Raw genomic sequence first — 19100 nt, 5'->3', positions numbered from 1 at the left:
TTGTTACCAGCATGCCTCGGAAGGGGGCCCAGGTGAACACGGACACACGTCGCGTCTATCTCTTCATCGCGGTCGGCCTGATGGCCGCCGGCGTCATCGGCTACGGAGTCTGGCGCGCCGGAGCTCCCACGACCCCTTCCGCCTCTGATATTGCCACGGCCACACCCGAGGTATCCACCCTCTCAGAGTCGGCACCCGTCGCGCTCATCACCCCCACCTCCGAGCCGGAGGAGGTCTCGCTGGAGGCCGCGCCGCAGGCGCCCGCCCCTCCGCTTCCCGACGACCCCTTCCTCGCCCCGCACGCCATCGTCCAGGCGGTGCCCAGCACCATCGCCCCGACGACCGTGTACCGCCCGGAGAACATCCGTCCCGTCGCCCCCACGTCGGACACCCCGGCGGAGCCGACCGAGCTCATGACCCAGCCCGCAGAGACGCCTGAGACGCCGGAGACCCCGGATTCCACCGCGCCCACCGAGCCCACCGACGTGGAGGAGACGACCCCCACCGAGACCCCGGTGCTCCCCGGGGAGCCGGGCCTCACCCCCGGGACCCCCGAGACTCCCGAGCCCACCCTGCCGGCACTCAGCCCGGAGCCGACCCCCGAGTCCGGGGCGGCGTCCGCGACGACCGAACCGGAGCCCACCACCCCCATGGGGCCCACCGCGACGGAGGACGGGGACGCACCCGCGGCCCCCTCACCGGCCGAGGCTCCGGCTCCGGCCCCGGAACCGGAGATCGAGCAGGCCGCCGTCACCACGGCACAGCCGTCACAGCACGTCTCCGCCGGACTGCCTCCCGCACGCAGCTCCTGACCCGCGCCCGTCGCGGGCCGGATGCGCTGACTAGGCGCAGGCGATGAAGAGCTCGCCGCCCTCGACCGAGGAGACCTCCCACTCGGGGTCGCCGGCCGGGATCCAGGCGGCCTCCCCCGGGAGCAGGCCCAGGTTGCCCAGCTGGACCTCACCGGCGGTGCACAGGGCGATGGCCGGCCCGTCGTGGTCGTAGCCGAAGGCGTCGGCGGGGGCCAGCTCGAAACGGTGCAGCCGGAACTCCGGCGCCGGCACGGGGTACTCGCCGTCGCGGACCTTGACCACCGGGTCGGTGATCGAGTTGAAGCGCAGGATGCGCACCAGCTCGGGGACGTCGACGTACTTCGAGGTCAGGCCCCCGCGCAGCACGTTGTCGGAGTTGGCCATGACCTCGACGCCGAGCCCGGAGACGTAGGCGTGGAGGTGACCGGCCTCGAGGAAGATCGCCTCGCCCGGACGGAGCACCAGGTGGTTGAGCAGGAGCGCACCGAGGACGCCGATGTCACCGGGGTAGCGTTCGTGCAGCTCCAGGACGGTGCGCAGGACGCCGGAGATCCAGTCGTCCCGGTCGAGCTGCTCCCGGGCGGCCCGGACGATGCCGTCGATGAGCTCGTTGCGGGCCACGGAGGGGATGGTGATCCACGTGGTGAACAGGCCGCGCAGGCTGCTCTCCTCGGACTCGGGGTCGAGGATGGTGAGGTAGCGGTCGAGCTCCGGGCAGTGCAGCGCGGAGAAGAGCTCGAGGGTGCGTTCCAGGGGGCGGAAACCGACCATCGCGTAGAAGTCCGTGAGCGCGACGACGAGCTCCGGCTTGTGGAAGGGGTCGCGGTAGTTGCGGTTGAGCGCCGTCAGCGGGATGCCGAGCTGGTTCTCCCGGTCGAAGCCGTCGCGGGCCTGTTCCGCCGAGGGGTGGGCCTGGAGGGACAGCGGCTCGGCGGCGCCGAGCAGCTTGAGCATGAAGGGCAGGCCGTCACCGAACTCCCGCTGCACCCGCGGGCCGAGGGCGGCCTGCGGGTCGGCGGCGATGATGTCGGTGAGCGGGATGCCGTCGACAAGCGCGGAACCCACCGGGTGTGCACCGAACCAGAGCTCCGCCTCCGGACGGGAGGACGGGGACGGCTCCCCGCGCAGCTCGGGGATGAGCGTGCGGGAGCCCCAGGGGTAGCTCCGGAGGGTGCCGGTGAGCTTGTGCATTCAGTAGTCCTCGCTTGGTGCTTCAGGCAGGTCGTACGTCGTGGCCGCGAGTCCCCGGGTGATGAGTTTCAGCGCAGCGGCCAGCGGACCGACACCGGGTGTCTCGCAGTTCACGGCGAGGGCGTCGGGGAACGCGGCGGCCACGTCTGGGTTCTCCGCCCAGACAACAGTCCTCAACGGTATCAAATCGAGGGGGCCGTCAATGAGCGGGTCGTGGAAGACATCGCGGACGGGGGCGGGGGCCGGCATCTCCAGCTCGTCCATGGCGGTCACCCCCGACGGGATGCCCTTGCGTGACCACAGCACGGCCATGATCTCCGCGACGGCGGCGCCGGTGCGGTTGCCTCCGGTGTGGAGCACGCGGGAGAGGTCACCGAACTCGCGGAGCTGTCGGCCGGGGTTGACCACGGTGTCGCGCTCGGGCGAGAGCTGCTCGAGCTCCTCGTCGATGAGGCCGGCGGTGTCCTCCAGCCGCTGGGACACGAGGTCGGGGTCCTCCTCCAGCAGGTCGAGCACGGTGCTGATCGCCGTGATCGAGCGGGCCGGCGAGGCGCCGAAGACGGTCGGCAACGCCGGGATGAGGATCGTGCCGGAGGGGGCGTCCTCCAGGATGGGGCCGCGGGGCGGGCCGACGAGCAGGGTGGTGGCACCGCGGCGGTCGGCGGCGATGAGCCCCTGGGAGACGTCCGGGTCGTCGGCGCGGTCACCGACGACCATGACGATGTCGAGGGCGCCGACGTAGGTGGGCAGCGAGTCGGTGATCACCACGGGGACGCGCAGCGGGGAGCGCATCCGGGTGACGAAGCGTGCCGACGCCGTCGCCACCTGGTCCGTCGCGATGACGACGACGCTGCGGGGCTGCAGCCCGTACAGGCCCGCCATCTGCGGGATCGCCCCGGCGACGGCGCGGATCTGCGCACCTTCGTGTGCGACGTCGTAGAACCGCACGGTCTCACCACCGTAGGCGGAGCCGTCGAGGTAGGCGTCGAGCGAGCTGTTGTCCATGCGGTCGTCCATTCTCTCAGGATAGTGTCCGGTCGGCCCCGGGCCGGTCAGCCGCGGATGACCGCCAGGATCTCCTCGACGAGCGCGTCGACCTCCGCGCGGGTCGGGGCCTCCACGTTGAGGCGCAGGAGCGGCTCGGTGTTGGAGGCGCGGACGTTGAACCACGCGGGGGTGTCCTTCAGTTCCACGGTGACGCCGTCGAGGCGGTCGACGCTCTCGATGCGGTCGGCGAAGGCGTCGAGCACGGCCTGGGTGCTGGCGGCCTGGTCCTCGACGGTGGAGTTGATCTCACCGGAGGCCTCGTAGCGCTTGTACTCGGCCATCATCTCGGACAGCGGCTTGTCCTGGGAGCCGAGGGCGGCGAGGACGTACATGGCGGCGAGGATGCCGGAGTCGGCGTTGAAGAACTCGGAGAAGTAGTAGTGCGCGGAGTGCTCGCCACCAAAGACGGCGCCGGTCTCGGCCATCTTCGCCTTGATGAAGGAGTGGCCGACGCGGGTGCGCACGGCGGTGCCACCCTCCTCCGCGATGATCTCGGGCACCGACTTCGAGGTGATGAGGTTGTGGATGATCGTCGCCCCCGGGTTCTCCTGGAGGTAACGCTTCGCGACGATCGCGCAGATCGCCGACGGGCTCACCGGCTCACCCTTCTCGTCGATGAAGAAGCAGCGGTCGGCGTCGCCGTCGAAGGCCAGGCCGATGTCGGCGTGCTGCTCGACGGTGAACCTCTGCAGGTCGACGAGGTTCGCCGGGTCCAGCGGGTTGGCCTCGTGGTTGGGGAAGGTGCCGTCGAGCTCGAAGTACAGGGCCCGCACATCGAGCGGCAGTCCCTTGAACACCTCGGGCACCGTGTGTCCGCCCATGCCGTTCGCCGCGTCGACGGCCACGACGAGCGGGCGGATGCTGTGCAGGTCCACCAGATCACGGAGGTACTCGCCGTACACCTCGAGGGTGTCCTGGTGCTTCTCGACGCCCACCGGGCCGTCGTAGGCCGGGACGCCGTCGACAAGCATGTCGATGATGTCGGACAGTCCGGTGTCCTGGGACACCGGGCGCGCGCCGGAACGGCACAGCTTGATGCCGTTGTACTGCGCCGGGTTGTGCGAGGCGGTGAACATCGCGCCCGCGCAGCCGAGTGTGCCGGCGGCGAAGTAGAGCTGGTCGGTGGAGTTGAGGCCCAGCATGACCACGTCGAGGCCCTGCGCGCGCACGCCCTCGGAGAAGGCGGCCGCCAGTTCCGGGGAGGAGGGGCGCATGTCGTGGCCGACGGCGACCCGGCTCTCGCCCTCGGCACGCAGGAGGCCCGCGAAGGCGGCACCGACGTCCCGGATGAACTCGGGGGTGATCTCCTCGCCGACGACTCCGCGGACGTCGTAGGCCTTGATCACACGGGATACATCTTCGCGGGTGCGCTGGGTCATGGGGTCTCCTGCTCTTCGGCGGTCACTAAGCAGAAGAGCTTACCCCCGTCAGGTGGATGTTCACTGTCAGGACGGCAGGGCTGCGGCCGGTGACGCGTCCGCGATCCTGGAGCGACGGGACAGTCGGATCGTCTGCAGGGCCGAACTATCAGGAAGCTCAGCCGCTGTGCCGGCGAGGGTGGCGGGGCCAGTCACCGCCACACAGGTGGAACGTTCCGTACCCCAGCCCCGCATAGGAAAGTTCTGAGCCGGCTTCTGCCGGTTCTCAGTTCTCGGGGTAGTCCACAGAAGCGTCGGCACCGTCAGTGTCGTCGGCGTCATCAGCCCCGGGGAACTCGGACTCCCCCTCCGCCGGGACCACCCGCAGGTGGGCGCGACGGCGCTGCCTCTCGTCCTGCATACGACGGGCGCGGTGGACCGGATGCAGGGAGGTCTCGGGGTCGGCGGGGTCCTCGGGATGCAGCTCGGGGCCCTCGGACTCGACGAGACCGCTGGTCACGCGGCCGGCCTCACGCACGGCCTCGGCCAGTGCGGTGAGGTCCTCGTCATCGTCGATGTCGATGTGGTTGACACGCAGCATCTCCCACCCGAGCGGGGCGGTGATCTTCTCCGCGTGGTGGTCACACAGATCCCAGCTGTGAGGCTCGGCGGCGGGCGCCAACGGGCCGACCACGGCGGTGGACTCGGCGTAGGCGTACGTCATGGTGGCCACGGCAGGCTTGCCGCAACCCGGGCGGGAACAACGTCGGAACTGGCTCACGGCCACCAAGTCTAAACATTTCCTTGAGGATTTGGTACCCCGCGCGCCGCAACCCCTTCGCGGACCGGGCGAACTAGCATCATCCCCATGCACACCAGGACGTTCCGCGACCGCCACGGCCGGGGAGTACGCGGGCCGCTGCTCCCCATGGACGCGCCCCGCTACCGCACCCGCGCGGAGTCCTTCGACGTCGCCGTCCTGGAGGCCTACGCCCCGATCCTGCACTCCTACCCGGAGCAGCTGGCCAACCTCGACATCGCGGTGGACACCGTCCCCCGCATGCGGCTGCGCGCCGACATGACCGTGCTGCCCGACGAGATCGTGGCCGACGGCCCCGTCCCCCTCGGCCGTGTCATCCCGGCGGGCGTCGACCCCCAGGGGCGCCCCACCCGCGCCCGTCTCGTGCTGTTCCGCATGCCCGTTGAGCAGCGTTGCGCCAGCCCGCAGGAGCGCGATGAGCTGCTCACCGGCATCCTCACCGCCCTGGTGGCGCAGTACCTCAACCTGGATCCGCGGGACATCGACCCGGGATTCCAGTTCTAGGCGCCCCCCCGGAATCACAAAAGCGACCCCGCAGGGTCGCCGCCCGTTCTCCGGGGAGTCAGCCGATCTGCTTCTTCAGACGGCGACGCTCTCGGTCGGAGAGTCCGCCCCAGATGCCGAAGCGCTCATCGTGCTCGAGTGCGTACTCGAGGCATTCGTCCCGGACCGCGCACGCCATGCAGATGCGCTTGGCCTCGCGGGTGGAGCCGCCCTTCTCGGGGAAGAACGCCTCCGGGTCGGTCTGTGCACACAGGGCCTGGTCCTGCCATTCCCTCTCCACCGCCCCGAAAAGCTCGTCGAGGCTCATTTCCACGGCTGCTCCATTGACGCTCGCAAGCCCTCCACGGAAAACGGTGCCGTCACCATTGTTGTCCATGGTGCCCCCCTTCTCCGTTCGGCGTTCGGCGGTGACGTCCGCCGATGATCGTTGTGGTGCTTCTTACACTGATGCGATTACACACACGGTCGACGAATCCCGTCAACCGGAATCAGCGGGCATAATCCCGGAAATCACATTCCCGCTGGCGGCCAGTCACACCAGTCACACGAGTAACAGGGTCACATTATAGGGGGTAGGACGCGGGGGTACGGCATGTTGTGGTGCACTACCTTCCTGGCAACAACTGACAGGATCTGGGGCACTCCCCCGGCGTGTCGTTACGCATCCGAGGAGAAACGGACTCCATTGTCCGGAATGATCACACCAGGCCACACGCGCATGCCGTCCTGGAGCTCACAACGGGCACCGATCTGGGCCCCCTCACCGATGACGCACCCCGTGATCCGGGCGTTCGCACCGATGCGAGCGCCCGAGGCGATGATCGAGTCACGGATGACCGCACCCGGCTCGATGGTCACGCCGTCGAACACGACCGTGTCGTCCAGGCGGCAGCCCGCACCGATCTCCGAGCCACGGCCGACCCACGTGCCACCGACCAGGATCGTGCCGGCGGCGACGCCCGCGGTCTCGTCGACAAGCGACTCACCGGTACGCCCCTCGAGCAGCGGCGAGTGCGCGATGCCGCGCACCAGGTCGGAGGAGCCGCGGACGAAGTCGTCCGGGCGGCCCATGTCACGCCAGTAGGCGTAGTCGACGTGGCCGTAGACGCGACGCCCCTGCTCGAGGAACTGCGGGAACGTCTCGCGCTCCACGGAGACGACGCGCCCCTCGGGGATCTCCTCGATGAGTTCCCGGCGGAAGACGTAGCAGCCGGCGTTGATCTGGTCGGTCGGCGGGTCCTCGGTCTTCTCGAGGAACTCCAGCACCCGGCCGTCGGCGTCGGTGGGCACGCAGCCGAAGGCCCGCGGGTCCGGCACGCGCACGAGGTGCATCGTGAGGTCGGCGTCCTTCTCGGCGTGGGTGCTGAGGATGGCGCGCAGGTCCGTGCCACCGAGGACGTCACCGTTGAAGACCATGACGGTGTCGTGGCGCAGCCTGTCGTAGACGTTGCGGATGCCGCCGCCGGTGCCGAGGGCCTCCTCCTCCACGACGTACTCGATCTCCAGGCCCATGTCGGAGCCGTCGCCGAAGTACTCCTCGAAGACCTCCGCCTTGTAGGAGGTGCCGAGCACGACATGCGTCATCCCGGCCGCCTTGATGCGCGCGAGCAGGTGCTGCAGGAACGGGTAGCCGGCGGTCGGCAGCATCGGCTTGGGGGTGTTGACCGTCAGCGGACGCAGACGGGTGCCGCGGCCGCCGACGAGGATGACGGCGTCGGTACGCGAAGGATCAATGGCATCAGACATGGGAGTCCTTTCGGTTGGTGCGTGCCCGGGTGACGGCGATCGCGCTGCGGGCGTTGAGACCCGCGCGGATGAGCCCCCGCAGCGGTGCCTGCCACGGGTGCGGCAGACGGTCGGCCTGGAAACGGTACGCCGACTCGTGGTGGGCCGGGAGCATCGTCTCGGCGTGGCGGCCTGCCGCATGCCCCTTGTCATGGGCGATCTCGGCGGACGGGCAGTAGATGTTGCGGAACCCGGCGCGCGCGAAACGGTCACCGAGGTCCACGTCCTCCATGTACATGAAGTAGCGCTCGTCGAAACCTCCGACGGCGTCGAAGGCGTCCCAGCGCACCAGCAGACAGGAGCCCGAGAGCCAGCCCGCCTCCCGCTCACTGTCCATGTCGGCGTTGTCCCGGTAGGACCGCGTCCAGGGGTTCGAGGGCCACACCTGCCCGAGGAGCGCATGGCCGATGCCGTTGCGCAGCGTCGGCACCGCGCGGGCGCTCGGGTAGATGGAACCGTCCGGCTCGACGATCCGCGGTCCGACGGCCGCGGCCTCGGGGTGCCGCTCCATGCACGCGATCATCGCGTCGATGGCGCCCTCCCCGAACACGACGTCCGGGTTGCTCAGCAGCAGGTACTCGGGGTCGATGTCACCGGCGTCGCGGGCGGGCCGCAGGTGGCGGGCGCCGACGTTCATGCCGGTGCCGTAGCCGAGGTTGCCTCCGGTGGGCAGGAACTCGACGTTCCCGCTTCTCGACGCCGCCTCCTCCGGCACCCCGTCCCGGGAACCGTTGTCGGCGAGCACGACATGCACGCCCCGGGAGGTGGCGCCCGGCAGGCTGTCGAGGAACGCCCGGAGGTGGCGCCCCGGGGAATAGGTCACCGTGATGACGGCGATCGGAGTCTGGGAGGTGGTCACAATGTGTGAAGCATAGTGTCGATCCCCGTCGGCGACCCGCTGCGCCACTCGCCATGACCTAGACTTGACCCCCGTGAGTGACAAGTATCGCCGTGTGCGCGACATCCAGCCCGCCCCGTCCGCCGCCGCCCCGGCACGTCAGGCAGGCCCCGCGCCCCTCAAGGCGCTGCTGGCGTTCTTGTCTGTCCTGGTGCTGCTCGCCTCCGGCCTCGGCTACGCCGCCGTCGGCCGCCTCGGCAACGACATGGCCTCCGCGGGCAACCTCCTGCTCGGCGGTGGCCAGGGCCTCAAGGGCCGGGCGCCCGACGGGGCGACGGACATCCTGCTCGTCGGTTCCGACTCGCGTACCGACGCCCAGGGCAACCCCCTCTCCGACGAGGAGCTCGCCCGCCTGCGCGCCGGCGTCGACGACGGTGAGGAGAACACCGACACCCTCATGGTCATCCGTGTGCCCAACGACGGCTCCTCCGCCACCGCCGTGTCCATCCCCCGTGACACCTACATCGCCGACGAGAAGTACGGCAACATGAAGATCAACGGCGTCTTCGCCGCCCACAAGGGGGCGAAGGCGGAGCAGCTCCTGGCCCGGGGCGCCTCCGACCTGGAGATCGAGCGGCAGGCCACCGAGGCGGGCCGCCAGGGCCTCATCGGCGCGGTCTCCGACCTCACGGGCATCGAGGTCGACCACTACGCCGAGATCGGCCTCTTCGGCTTCGTCCTGCTCACCGACGCCGTCGGCGGCGTCGACGTCTGCCTCAACAACGCCGTCCAGGACGAGTTCTCCGGCGCCGACTTCCACGCCGGCGTGCAGACCCTCGACGGCGCCCAGGCCCTCGCCTTCGTCCGCCAGCGCCACGGCCTGCCCCGCGGCGACCTCGACCGCATCGTCCGCCAGCAGGCCTACATGGCCTCCCTGGTGAACAAGGTCCTCGCCGCCGGCACCCTGACCAACCCACAGAAACTCTCCGACATGGGCACCGCCGTCGAACGTTCCGTGGTCATCGACCAGAACTGGGACATCATGTCGTTCGCCACCCAGCTGGCCAACCTCGCGGGCGGCAACGTCGTGTTCAACACCATCCCGGTCACCTCCATCGACGGCGTCGGCGACTACGGCGAGTCCATCGTCACCGTCGACGTCCCCACCGTGCACGCCTTCATGGACGAGCTGCTCGGCTCAATGGAGATCACCGGGGCCCCGGAGGACGCCGCCGGGGACGCGCCCGCCGAGATGCAGCTCCCGGGCAAGGACATCCACGTGCTCAACGCCGGATTCACCACCGGCCTGGCCGGCAACGTCGGCGGCTGGCTGTCCGCGGAGGGCTACTCCGTGGTCGAGGTCACCAACGCGCTGCCGGGCATCTACACCTTCTCGCAGGTCGTCGCCGCCGACGCCTCCGACCCGGACGCCATCGCCCTGGCGGAGGCCCTCGGCGGGCTGCCGGTCACCGAGAACGCCGGCCTGAACTCGGACACCCTCATCGTGGTCACCCACGACGAGTGGTCCGGCCCCCTCGGCGACGCCTCCCTGGTGGGCGACTCCTCCGTCGGCCCGTCCTCGGGCGCCGGGGTCGGCGTCGGCGAGACCGAGACCGTGGGCACCCCGGGTTCCGACTTCGGGGAGGCGGAGGTCGCCCCCGAGATCGACGCCGGCGGCGACGGGCCGAGGTGCGTGAACTAGGACTTCACGAGAATCCATCAAGCTCTAGGACATAGCTCGCACGAACATACCGAGACTGTCTCGTTGACAGTCAATGAAGATTAGACCTTCCAGACACGTCGAGAACCCACTGCGGTTTGATACAGTCTACGAACATGAAGAGAGTAGACGAGGTCTTTATTCCGGGCGGTATGCCAACAGAAACTTACGTTAAGCGGGAACACCTATCACTTGAGCCCGAACTAGAGGAATGGGTTTCAAGAAAGCAGAAGCCCCTACTGTCGGTGTCTGGCCCTACGAAATCCGGAAAAACCGTACTCTTGAAGCGGCTCATTCCAAATGCTGTTTGGCTTTCAGGAGGAGCAATTGACTCAGCCCAAGATTTCTGGGAAGCAATTTGCGACGAACTAGAAGTCTTCACCGACCACTCTATCGCAGGAGCAGTAGAGGGAACCATCGGCGAGTCATATAACGCGGAAATCGATGCACATATAGCACGAGGATCAGCCGAATCGCATTCAGAATCTTCAAGACTCAAGTCAATAGCACGTAGCCGCGCTTCACAACCTCGGCCCGCAGCCCGCAAATGGTTGCGAAAACTAATGCGAGAGGACCAGGCTCCAGCTATCATTGTCGACGATTTCCACTATATTGAAAGCTCTGAACAACTCAATATCGTCAGAGGCCTTAAAGATCTTATATTCGACGGACTGGGCGTAATTGTAGCTGCCGTCCCCCACAGAGCTTACGATGTAGTGCGAGTCGAGAAGGAAATGACCGCAAGGGTCGAAACACTCACTGTCGAGCCCTGGAGCAACCATGACCTCGCCCTTATTGCCCGTCAGGGATTCTCCGCACTGAATTTCCAATGCAATCCAGAAATCGTCGATCGACTAGTAGACGAGAGTTTCGGAAGTCCGCATCTCATGCAGACTCACTGCCTTGAACTTTGCCATGAGAACGGAGCAAGACGAGGGAGTGAGCATGCTCTCACACTGACAGCTCCCGAATGGAAACCATTCTTCGAGCAGAAGGCATCGGCCACCTCTAAGTCTGCATTTGACTTGCTGAAAACTGGCCCTAGAACTCGCACTGACCGAAAGCCGCGCATTCTAAAAAGTGGAGTACATACTGATATCTACGGCGCCGTTTTGGCTGCAATAGAGCATACCGGACCACGCACAATGCTCACGTACGACGAAATACGCAGTGCCCTTCGCGAAGTCATGAAATCGGACTTACCGCAGCGACATGAGGTAACAAACGTACTCGACCAAATGACCAACATCGCTAGAGAGAAAATCGAAGGTGAGCCTGTCCTCGATTACGATCCCGAATATTCCACGCTACACTTGGTAGACCCATTTTTTGCCTACTACCTAAGATGGGCCCCGAGTTCACTGAAGGCCATACACCTTCCCGAGAGCAGAAATACAACTCTCTTACCGCCGACAGACTAGCGGCCCTAGGTGTACTGCTCTGTGACGTTGTGAACGCATCGCTTGGAGCTAGCCTGCCGATAGCGGTCTGGGTGGAAATTGTAGTTATGCAAGAAATCCGCATACGTTGCTTGCTCGCATAGGGCTGGGCGTAGGCCCACTCGGTCATCACATCCTCGCCGAGGGAAGCGGCAAACGCACAGGAACGGTATCAGGCTCCGTTATCGGGCTCTTCACGATTTAGAGTGCGTTGATCCGGTTGTGTATCTGGCCGGAGTGGATCAGTGACCGCAAGATGTAGTGGTTGAGATTCCTGAACCCCAGAGCAATCCCGCGTAGATGCTCAAGCCGTCCGTTGATCGCCTCGACCGGACCGTTGGACGCCCCGATATCGAAGTACGCCAGGACATCTTCCCGCCGACGCCACAGGGTTCTCCCGAGTTGAGCCAGCTCCTCCAGACCTTTCGGCAAGCCTTTGCGCAGGGTGTTGATGATCCGGTCCATCAACTTCTTGCCCTCCGACTTCTTCGGATGCCCGTACGCCTGGATCACGTCCTGATAGAACATCCACGTCACCTCCAGGGCCACGTAGTCGTCATCGGTGGCCCACAGCATGTCCAGTCGCTGTTTCTGCCGCTCGGTGAGGTAGTCCGTCCTGGTCAGTAGCGTGCGACGGTGCTTGTACAGCGGATCGTCCTTGCGGCCCCGGCGTCCGGTGGTCTCTCGTTGGAGCCGTTGCCGGCATCCGGTGAGCTTGTCAGCTGCCAGATGGACCACGTGAAAGGGATCCATGACCTTGGTGGCGCCCGGGAGGACCTGGTCGACAGCGCTGGCGTAGCCGGTGAACCCGTCCATGGTCACGACCTGCACCTGCTCCCGGAAGCCAGGGTCGCGTTCCTGCAGCCACGTGCGCAGCACGTCTGCGCTGCGGCCTGGGCGGATATCCAGTAGTCGGGCCGGCCCACGTCCGTCGACCAGCGGGGTGAGGTCGACCAGGATCGTCACCAGGTTGGACGGCTGGCCTGGCTTTCGGGTGTGCTTCCAGACATGTTCGTCCACACCGAGGATCCGGACTCCATCGAGGTGGGAAGCATTGTCGGCTCTTCACGATTTGGAGTGCGTAGCTGACCACGGGGTGGGGTTCGGGGTGGCACAACATGTAGAGGTCCTGGCCGGTACAAGATGAGAGTTGCGAAGCTTCCATCTGACCGAACCAGGACCCTACTGTGCAGCCTAGTGGCAACCTCGTCGCCGACACCATCTGCCGCACGGCAGAAATCGGCCTGACCATCACCGGAGCCGCTGACGCCGGCAACATCACCATCATCGACGCCACCCCGGTGGCCGTGGCCACCACCTGTCCCGAGTGCGGACACCCCGGGACGAAACGTGATCACGTGGTCCGGACTCTGGTCGACCTGCCGGTGGTGGGGTTCCCCACCCGCCTGCATGTGCGCGTCCCCAGATTCCTGTGCACGATGGCGTCCTGTCCCCGCAAGATCTTCCAGGCTTCACTGGCCTGCGCGGATGACCGATCCAAGCTCACCCACCGCGTCACCCGCTGGGTCCTCCAGCGACTAGCGATTGACCGGATGAGCGTGGCTGCGACCGCCACAGCGCTGGGCGTCGGGTGGGAGCTGGTCAACCAGGTCGCACTGGATGCCTGCCGCCAGCTCGTCTACGACAATGCTTCCCACCTCGATGGAGTCCGGATCCTCGGTGTGGACGAACATGTCTGGAAGCACACCCGAAAGCCAGGCCAGCCGTCCAACCTGGTGACGATCCTGGTCGACCTCACCCCGCTGGTCGACGGACGTGGGCCGGCCCGACTACTGGATATCCGCCCAGGCCGCAGCGCAGACGTGCTGCGCACGTGGCTGCAGGAACGCGACCCTGGCTTCCGGGAGCAGGTGCAGGTCGTGACCATGGACGGGTTCACCGGCTACGCCAGCGCTGTCGACCAGGTCCTCCCGGGCGCCACCAAGGTCATGGATCCCTTTCACGTGGTCCATCTGGCAGCTGACAAGCTCACCGGATGCCGGCAACGGCTCCAACGAGAGACCACCGGACGCCGGGGCCGCAAGGACGATCCGCTGTACAAGCACCGTCGCACGCTACTGACCAGGACGGACTACCTCATGGACCTGACCCCTGTTTGGTAGACACCCGACAACCCGGCTTTCTGCCGGGGAAGAAAGGTAACCTGCCACCATGCCGATCAAGACCTACACCGAGGAGTTCCGCCGCGACGCGGTCGCCCTCTACGAGAACTCACCCGGGGTATCGATCAACGCCCTCGCCACAGAACTCGGCGTCAACCGCAACACGCTCCAGATCTGGGTCCGCAAATACGGCACCGGCGCCCGCACCAGCAGCTCGGATTCTTCCTCCAGCTCTGACACACCGACCGTGGTGACCGAAGCGGAACGCATCCGCCAGCTGGAACGAGAAGTTCGCAGACTCCGGGAGGAACGCGACATTCTGCGCAAGGCCGCGAAATATTTTGCGGAAGAGACGAACTGGTGATCCGCTTCCAGTTCGTTGACGACGCCCGGAACGACCATTCGGTTAAGCGGTTATGCGAGGTCCTCCAGCTCAATCGGTCCTCGTACTACAAATGGAAAAACACCTCCGCCACCAGGAAGAAACGTCTGCTCAGCGACGCGATCCTCGGCGCAAGGGTCAAGGCCGTGTTCACCAAGGAACGCGGATGCTACGGGGCGAAACGCATCACTGCGGAACTCAACGACGATTCGACCGCAACCCCGGTCAACCACAAGAAAGTCGCCCGCATCATGCGCTCGTTGAAGCTGTTCGGGTATTCGAAGAAACGCAAGATCACCACCCCGGTGTCCGAGGGAAAGAAGTCGGTTTTTCCGGATCTCGTGGGAAGGAAATTCACCGCTGAGCATCCCAATCGGGTCTACGTCGGCGACATCACCTACCTGCCGATCGCGGACGGGTCGAATATGTACCTGGCCACCGTCATCGACTGCTATTCCCGCCGGCTGGTCGGCTTCGCGATCGCCGATCACATGCGCACCTCCCTGGTCCAGGACGCGCTGGTGATGGCGAAGGGACAGCGTGGAAGTCTAAAGGATGCTGTTTTTCACTCGGATCACGGAAGTGTCTATACCTCGCATGCGTTCCAGGACACGTGCGGGGAGTTAGGGATCCGGCAGTCGATGGGCGCGATTGGTGCCAGTGCTGACAATGCCTTGGCGGAGTCATTTAACGCCGCGTTGAAGCGCGAGGTCCTCCAGGACGCGAAGACGTTTACCAATCAGTTGCAGTGCCGGCGAGATGTTTTCCGCTGGTGTACCCGCTACAACACCACGCGTCGACATTCCTGGTGTAAATATCTCGCGCCAGCAGTGTTTGAGGAGCGGTGTCCTGTTATGCTGAGATCTGCTTCCTGATCACATCCCCTGTGTCTACTTTCCGGGGGTCGGGCCCTGCCACCCCGAACCCCACCCCGTGGTCAGCTACGCACTCCAAATCGTGAAGAGCCCGTTATCGGTCATCACCCGCGTCACTTTGAAACCCAAAGGCCCAGGCGCGGGTCCAGACCCCGGCAGCGGTCCCCCTCCTCTCATCTCCCAGGGTCTCGAAGTAGGCCACACGGGAATGGTCCTCGACGACGTGAGCAAGGTAGATATACCCAACGCCCCGGCCGCGACTGAGCATCACGTTAGCGTCCTGAGGTGTGGTTCTGTGCAGAGCCACGACTGTAGATTCTCTCCCCACCCCCGTCAGGCATGAGTCCAAGTTTTTGATGGCGACGTGGGCCATGTCACCGGGGTGGAGATACTCGCAGCGCCGGGCTGGCTGTATACCGCCAGGCGGGGAATGTCGCACAGGGCCAGGATCTGGCCCACTGTGGATCGTGATAGCCGATACGGTGCGGTCCCAACCGGCGGGTGACACGCAGAGTGATGAGGCGTCGTTCGGTGCGTGCGCGTAGTCGGTGTAGGCAGGAACGGGGCCGACTGGTCCGGTCGGACAGGTCTTCGCAGGCCCGGGCTCGTTGCACCCACCCGTTGACGGTGTCAGCAGGTACATGGAATCGTTCTGCGGCTCGGCGATGGGTCCCACCTTGTTTAAAGACCAGGTGGACGAGGCGTTGTCTTCCCGCAATGGTCAGTGGGGGAGTTGCAGCGTGTCATGGAAGTTCTCATGTTTGCGCTCACACCGTTCATAACCTCCCGAGGAAGAACATCGAGACCTCAACGAAGCAGCACCTTGTTTCGCCATTGCCACTAACCTCAATAGCGGAGTCAGACCTCTCATAAATGTCAGACCTTGCAGGAAGACCGCACTTGCCCAAGGATTTAGACATCAGGTGTGGCGACACGATCGCAATGACTATCCAAATTGCCCATCAATATCGAAAACTGAATTCAATCCAAATTCGAGATCACTTCCCAATACCAACGAGCAGCGCATGTAAATCACGAGTTTTCGCGAAACACCTTCTCAAGTTCTTAGGTTCGTATGCGCTTCAAACAATTACGTCCCTCCTATTCGGTCACTCCCCCACGTACGCGATCGCGTCAATCTCCACCGTCGCCCCGTAGGGCAGGTTCGAGGCCTCGAGGAAGGTGCGCGCCGGGCGGGCCTCCGCGAAGTGCTCGGAGAACTGCTCATTGGCCTCCTCGCGCAGGGTGATGTCCGTGACGAAGTACGTGAGCTTCACCAGGTCCTTGAGCTCGCCGCCCGCGGTGGCGAGGCGCTCGGTCATGCGCTCGAGTGCCGCCGCGAGGGCCTCCCTGCGGCCTTCAACCGGCTGGTAGTCCTTGTCCACGGACAGCGCACCGGAGACGAAGATGAAGTCACCGGCCCGCTTGGCCATCGCGTAGGGGTGATCGGAGGTCGGCTGCATGAGGTGGTCCTTTCTGGGTCGATATTCACCCCATGATGGCGAGCCGGCGTGACGTCCGCCACCATTTCCGGAAACCACCCCTGAAAAGGGAGTACCAGACGCTCACGGCACGGGTCACCCTGGCGTCGGCGTCAGCCTCCGAGGCTGGAGAGGAAGGTCGCCGAGTCGAGCAGCAGACTCGAGCGGGCGAACACGTTCCAGAAGAGAAACTCGAAGAGATACCAGGCAGAGCCGTTCATGGGGCTCTCCTTTCGTGTCGGGTCGGATCACGGCCACCGGGGGGTGAATGATTCCCGATCCTAGCGGGGAGATCCCCGGCCCCTCACCCCTCCAGCGGCCCGGCGGAGCGGTCTCCGCGCAGGCGCTTGACCACGTTCTCCGCGGAGATGAGGCACATCGGCACACCGACGCCCGGGACGGTGGTCGCACCGGCGTAGTAGAGGCCCTGCACCTTGCGGGAGGCGTTGCGGCCGCGGAAGAAGGCCGACTGCCACAGCGTGTGCGCGGGGCCGATGGAACCGCCGGACCAGGAGTGGAACTGCGACTCGAAGTCCGCCGGGCCGAGGGGCTCCCGCACGACCACGCGGTCGCCGAGGTCGGGGACGCCGGCCCACTCGCCGAGCTGCCTGAGCGCGGTATCGGCGATGGCCTCCACCGCGGGCGATCCGGTCCCCCGGTAGAGGGACCCGTGCCCGAGGGCGGGGTCGGCGGCGACGGGGACCAGGAGGAAGAGGTTCTCGTGCCCCTCCGGTGCCACGTCGGTCTCCGTGGCGGAGGTCTTGGACACGTAGATCGACCGGGAGGCACGCCCCGAGCCGGTGCCGTCGAAGACGGCGTCGAAGTCGGGGGTCCAGTCGCGGGAGAACAGCAGGTTGTGGTGCGTCAACTCCGGGAGCTCGCCCCGCACGCCGGCCAGGACGAGGACGGTGCCCAGCCCCGGCTCGCGGCGCCTCCAGTACTTCTCCGGGTAGGTGCGCTGCTCCGGCGGGAGCAGGCGGGTCTCGGTGTGGTGGAGGTCGGCGGCGGAGACGACGAGGGGGCGTCGAGAAGCGTGCCGTCGGTGAGCTCGACGCCGGTGGCGCGGCCCTCAGCGCTGCGGATGGCGGTCACCTCCGCGCCCAGCCGAAACTCCACGCCCTGCTCCCGCGCGAGATTCTCGAGGGACCGGACGACGGCCGCGAATCCGCCCACCGGGAAACGCACCCCCTGCACGAGGTCCGTGTGACTCATCAGGTGGTACAGCGCGGGGGTGCGCTCCGGGTGCGAGGACAGGAACACCGCCGGGTAGGTGAGCATCTGCCGCAGGCGGTGGTCCCGGAACTGCTTCTCGACGAACCCCGCCAGGCTCTGCGTGATCAGCGTCGTCAGCTTCACCGAACGGCGCAGCGTCGCGGGGTGGAGGAAGGAGCGGGGGTCGGAGAACGTCGTGCAGAGGAACCTGTCGACGGCGATGCCGTAGGAGTCCCCCGCAGACTCCAGGTAGCGGCGCAGCTTCTCCCCCACCCCGGGCTCGAGCGATTCCGCCAGCCGGAATATCCCGGGACCGGAGGGCACGTCGAGGGGCTCCTCCCCCTCCGGGAAGAGCCGGTACGCGGGATCGAGGGGACGAGGTCGAGCTGCTCCTCACTCGACGTGCCCAGCAGTCGGTAGAAGTGCTCGAAGGCGTCGGGCATGAGGTACCAGGAGGGGCCGGTGTCGAAGCGGAACCCGTCGACCTCGTGGATCCCGGCGCGGCCGCCGACGGCGTCGGTGCGTTCGAGGACGGTGACGTCGTAACCCTCACGGCCCAGCAGCGCGGCGGTGGCCAGACCGGCGACTCCGGCACCGATGACCAGCGCCCGGCCCTTCCCGGCGGTGCTCATCGGCCCGCCTTCACCATGGCGCGGGCGGCGAGAGCGACCTTGCGGCGCATCGGCACGCTCAGTCGGCGGGCGCGGAGTTCGGCGACGGGGGCGGCGTCGAGAAGATCGGTGAGCTCGGAGAAGAGGTCCGTGGCCGCGAGGACGCCGACACGTGCCTGCCCGGGCAGCAGCGGGAGAACGTCGCGGGCGGCGGCGAGCTCTTCGCGGATCCCGGCGATGAACGCCGGTTTCGTGTCGTCGCTCAGATCCCCGAGGTAGCTGCGGCCCAGGTCGCGGGAGTCCTCCGCGAGGTCGCGGAGGAAGTTGATCTTCTGGAACGCCGAGCCCAGTGCCCGCGCCCCGTGCTCGAGGCGCGCCCGCTCCTCCGGGGTGACGGGGTGGTCGACGAGGAACGCCGCCAGGCACATCAGCCCGACGACCTCCGCGGAACCGTAGATGTACGCCTCGAGGGATTCCGGGGTGTGGGACGTCTCGGTGAGGTCCGCCCGCATCGAACGGAAGAAGGCCGTCACGTGCTCCGCCGGGATGCCGCAGCGCCGGGCGGTGAGGCCGAAGGCGTGGACGACGGGATCCACCGAGAAGCGTCCCGTGAGGGAGGCGAGGACGGACTGCTCGTAGGTGTCGAGAAGCGCGGAAGGGCTGGCGCCGGCCTCCGCGGCGGGGCCGTCGACGATCTCGTCCGCCACACGCACCATCGCGTAGATGTTCTGCACGTCACGGCGGATGCCCGGCGCCAGCAGCTTCGCCGCCAGGGAGAAACTGGTGGAGTAACTGCCGATGACCTCCCGGGCGGCCCGGTGGGCCATCCGGTCGAACCTGCGCAGGGGATCCACCATCTCTGACATGGATAGCAGCGTATCCCACGCGAGCTGCCTACCATG

At 66.3% G+C, this 19100-nt stretch carries 14 protein-coding genes and 3 pseudogenes; 6 read left to right on the top strand and 11 right to left on the bottom strand.

What is annotated here, in order from left to right:
• Positions 1 to 32: 32 nt before the first annotated feature.
• Complete coding sequence (locus tag B842_RS02815; protein WP_040085076.1) at positions 33 to 812, top strand: hypothetical protein; 780 nt, start codon at positions 33 to 35, stop codon at positions 810 to 812.
• Between the two features lie 30 nt (positions 813 to 842).
• On the opposite strand, the gene manA is transcribed toward B842_RS02815, so the two are convergent.
• The 4 genes from manA to B842_RS02795 all read right to left on the bottom strand — a co-directional run bounded on the left by manA (position 843) and on the right by B842_RS02795 (position 5189).
• Complete coding sequence (manA, locus tag B842_RS02810) at positions 843 to 2003, bottom strand: mannose-6-phosphate isomerase, class I (RefSeq protein ID WP_040085075.1); 1161 nt, start codon at positions 2001 to 2003, stop codon at positions 843 to 845.
• Complete coding sequence (locus B842_RS02805; RefSeq protein WP_040085074.1) at positions 2004 to 3020, bottom strand: hypothetical protein; 1017 nt, start codon at positions 3018 to 3020, stop codon at positions 2004 to 2006.
• 35 nt (positions 3021 to 3055) lie between these two features.
• Positions 3056 to 4429 (bottom strand): phosphomannomutase/phosphoglucomutase, encoded by a 1374-nt coding sequence (locus tag B842_RS02800; RefSeq protein ID WP_040085073.1) that lies wholly within the window; start codon positions 4427 to 4429, stop codon positions 3056 to 3058.
• A 265-nt stretch (positions 4430 to 4694) separates the two neighbouring features.
• Positions 4695 to 5189 (bottom strand): DUF3499 domain-containing protein, encoded by a 495-nt coding sequence (locus B842_RS02795; RefSeq protein ID WP_082028482.1) that lies wholly within the window; start codon positions 5187 to 5189, stop codon positions 4695 to 4697.
• 87 nt (positions 5190 to 5276) lie between these two features.
• Here B842_RS02795 and B842_RS02790 point away from each other — a divergent pair, with 87 nt between their 5' ends.
• On the top strand, positions 5277 to 5732 hold the full coding sequence (locus B842_RS02790) for a metallopeptidase family protein (RefSeq protein ID WP_040085072.1): 456 nt from the start codon (positions 5277 to 5279) through the stop codon (positions 5730 to 5732).
• A 58-nt stretch (positions 5733 to 5790) separates the two neighbouring features.
• Here B842_RS02790 and B842_RS02785 read toward each other — a convergent pair whose 3' ends face one another.
• The 3 genes from B842_RS02785 to B842_RS02775 all read right to left on the bottom strand — a co-directional run bounded on the left by B842_RS02785 (position 5791) and on the right by B842_RS02775 (position 8424).
• Positions 5791 to 6039, bottom strand: a complete 249-nt coding sequence (locus tag B842_RS02785) for a WhiB family transcriptional regulator (RefSeq protein WP_174520280.1) — start codon at positions 6037 to 6039, stop codon at positions 5791 to 5793.
• A gap of 350 nt (positions 6040 to 6389) precedes the next feature.
• Complete coding sequence (manB, locus tag B842_RS02780) at positions 6390 to 7478, bottom strand: mannose-1-phosphate guanylyltransferase (protein WP_040085069.1); 1089 nt, start codon at positions 7476 to 7478, stop codon at positions 6390 to 6392.
• Positions 7471 to 8424 (bottom strand): glycosyltransferase family 2 protein, encoded by a 954-nt coding sequence (locus tag B842_RS02775; protein ID WP_373277300.1) that lies wholly within the window; start codon positions 8422 to 8424, stop codon positions 7471 to 7473. The genes manB and B842_RS02775 overlap by 8 nt, the downstream gene beginning before the upstream one ends.
• 25 nt (positions 8425 to 8449) lie before the next feature.
• Here B842_RS02775 and B842_RS02770 point away from each other — a divergent pair, with 25 nt between their 5' ends.
• Both B842_RS02770 and B842_RS13585 read left to right on the top strand, forming a co-directional pair.
• Entirely contained in the window at positions 8450 to 10057 is a 1608-nt protein-coding gene (locus B842_RS02770; protein ID WP_040087263.1) for an LCP family protein, read from the top strand.
• Positions 10058 to 10191: 134 nt separating this feature from the next.
• Positions 10192 to 11496 (top strand): P-loop NTPase family protein, encoded by a 1305-nt coding sequence (locus tag B842_RS13585; protein ID WP_156119407.1) that lies wholly within the window; start codon positions 10192 to 10194, stop codon positions 11494 to 11496.
• A 219-nt stretch (positions 11497 to 11715) separates the two neighbouring features.
• Here the strand turns inward: B842_RS13585 and B842_RS02760 are convergent.
• Positions 11716 to 12564, bottom strand: a pseudogene (locus B842_RS02760) (ISL3 family transposase); the annotation flags it as partial.
• A gap of 137 nt (positions 12565 to 12701) precedes the next feature.
• Between B842_RS02760 and B842_RS02755 the strand changes: the two are divergent.
• Together B842_RS02755 and B842_RS02745 are read left to right on the top strand one after the other, a co-directional pair.
• Positions 12702 to 13613: pseudogene (locus tag B842_RS02755) on the top strand (ISL3 family transposase); the annotation flags it as partial.
• Between the two features lie 73 nt (positions 13614 to 13686).
• Positions 13687 to 14894, top strand: a protein-coding gene (locus B842_RS02745) for an IS3 family transposase (RefSeq protein ID WP_428839101.1) whose coding sequence is annotated in 2 segments (ribosomal slippage) — positions 13687 to 13987 and positions 13987 to 14894 — 1209 coding nt in all. Because the reading frame shifts where the segments join, the coding sequence is not laid out codon by codon here.
• 1109 nt (positions 14895 to 16003) lie between these two features.
• Here the strand turns inward: B842_RS02745 and B842_RS02735 are convergent.
• The 3 genes and pseudogenes from B842_RS02735 to B842_RS13805 form a co-directional block, all read right to left on the bottom strand.
• The gene (locus B842_RS02735; RefSeq protein WP_040085064.1) at positions 16004 to 16357 is read right to left on the bottom strand and encodes a RidA family protein; all 354 of its coding nucleotides are present in this window, start codon (positions 16355 to 16357) and stop codon (positions 16004 to 16006) included.
• Between the two features lie 322 nt (positions 16358 to 16679).
• Positions 16680 to 18219 (bottom strand): annotated as a pseudogene (crtI, locus tag B842_RS13810) (phytoene desaturase family protein).
• Positions 18216 to 19064, bottom strand: a complete 849-nt coding sequence (locus B842_RS13805) for a phytoene/squalene synthase family protein (protein WP_040085063.1) — start codon at positions 19062 to 19064, stop codon at positions 18216 to 18218. Before B842_RS13805 ends, crtI begins: the two are co-directional and overlap by 4 nt.
• Between the last annotated feature and the right edge of the window lie 36 nt (positions 19065 to 19100).

This window comes from Corynebacterium humireducens NBRC 106098 = DSM 45392 (genome assembly GCF_000819445.1).
GTDB classification, from domain to species: domain Bacteria; phylum Actinomycetota; class Actinomycetes; order Mycobacteriales; family Mycobacteriaceae; genus Corynebacterium; species Corynebacterium humireducens.
This window is presented reverse-complemented; position numbering and strand designations above follow the sequence as displayed.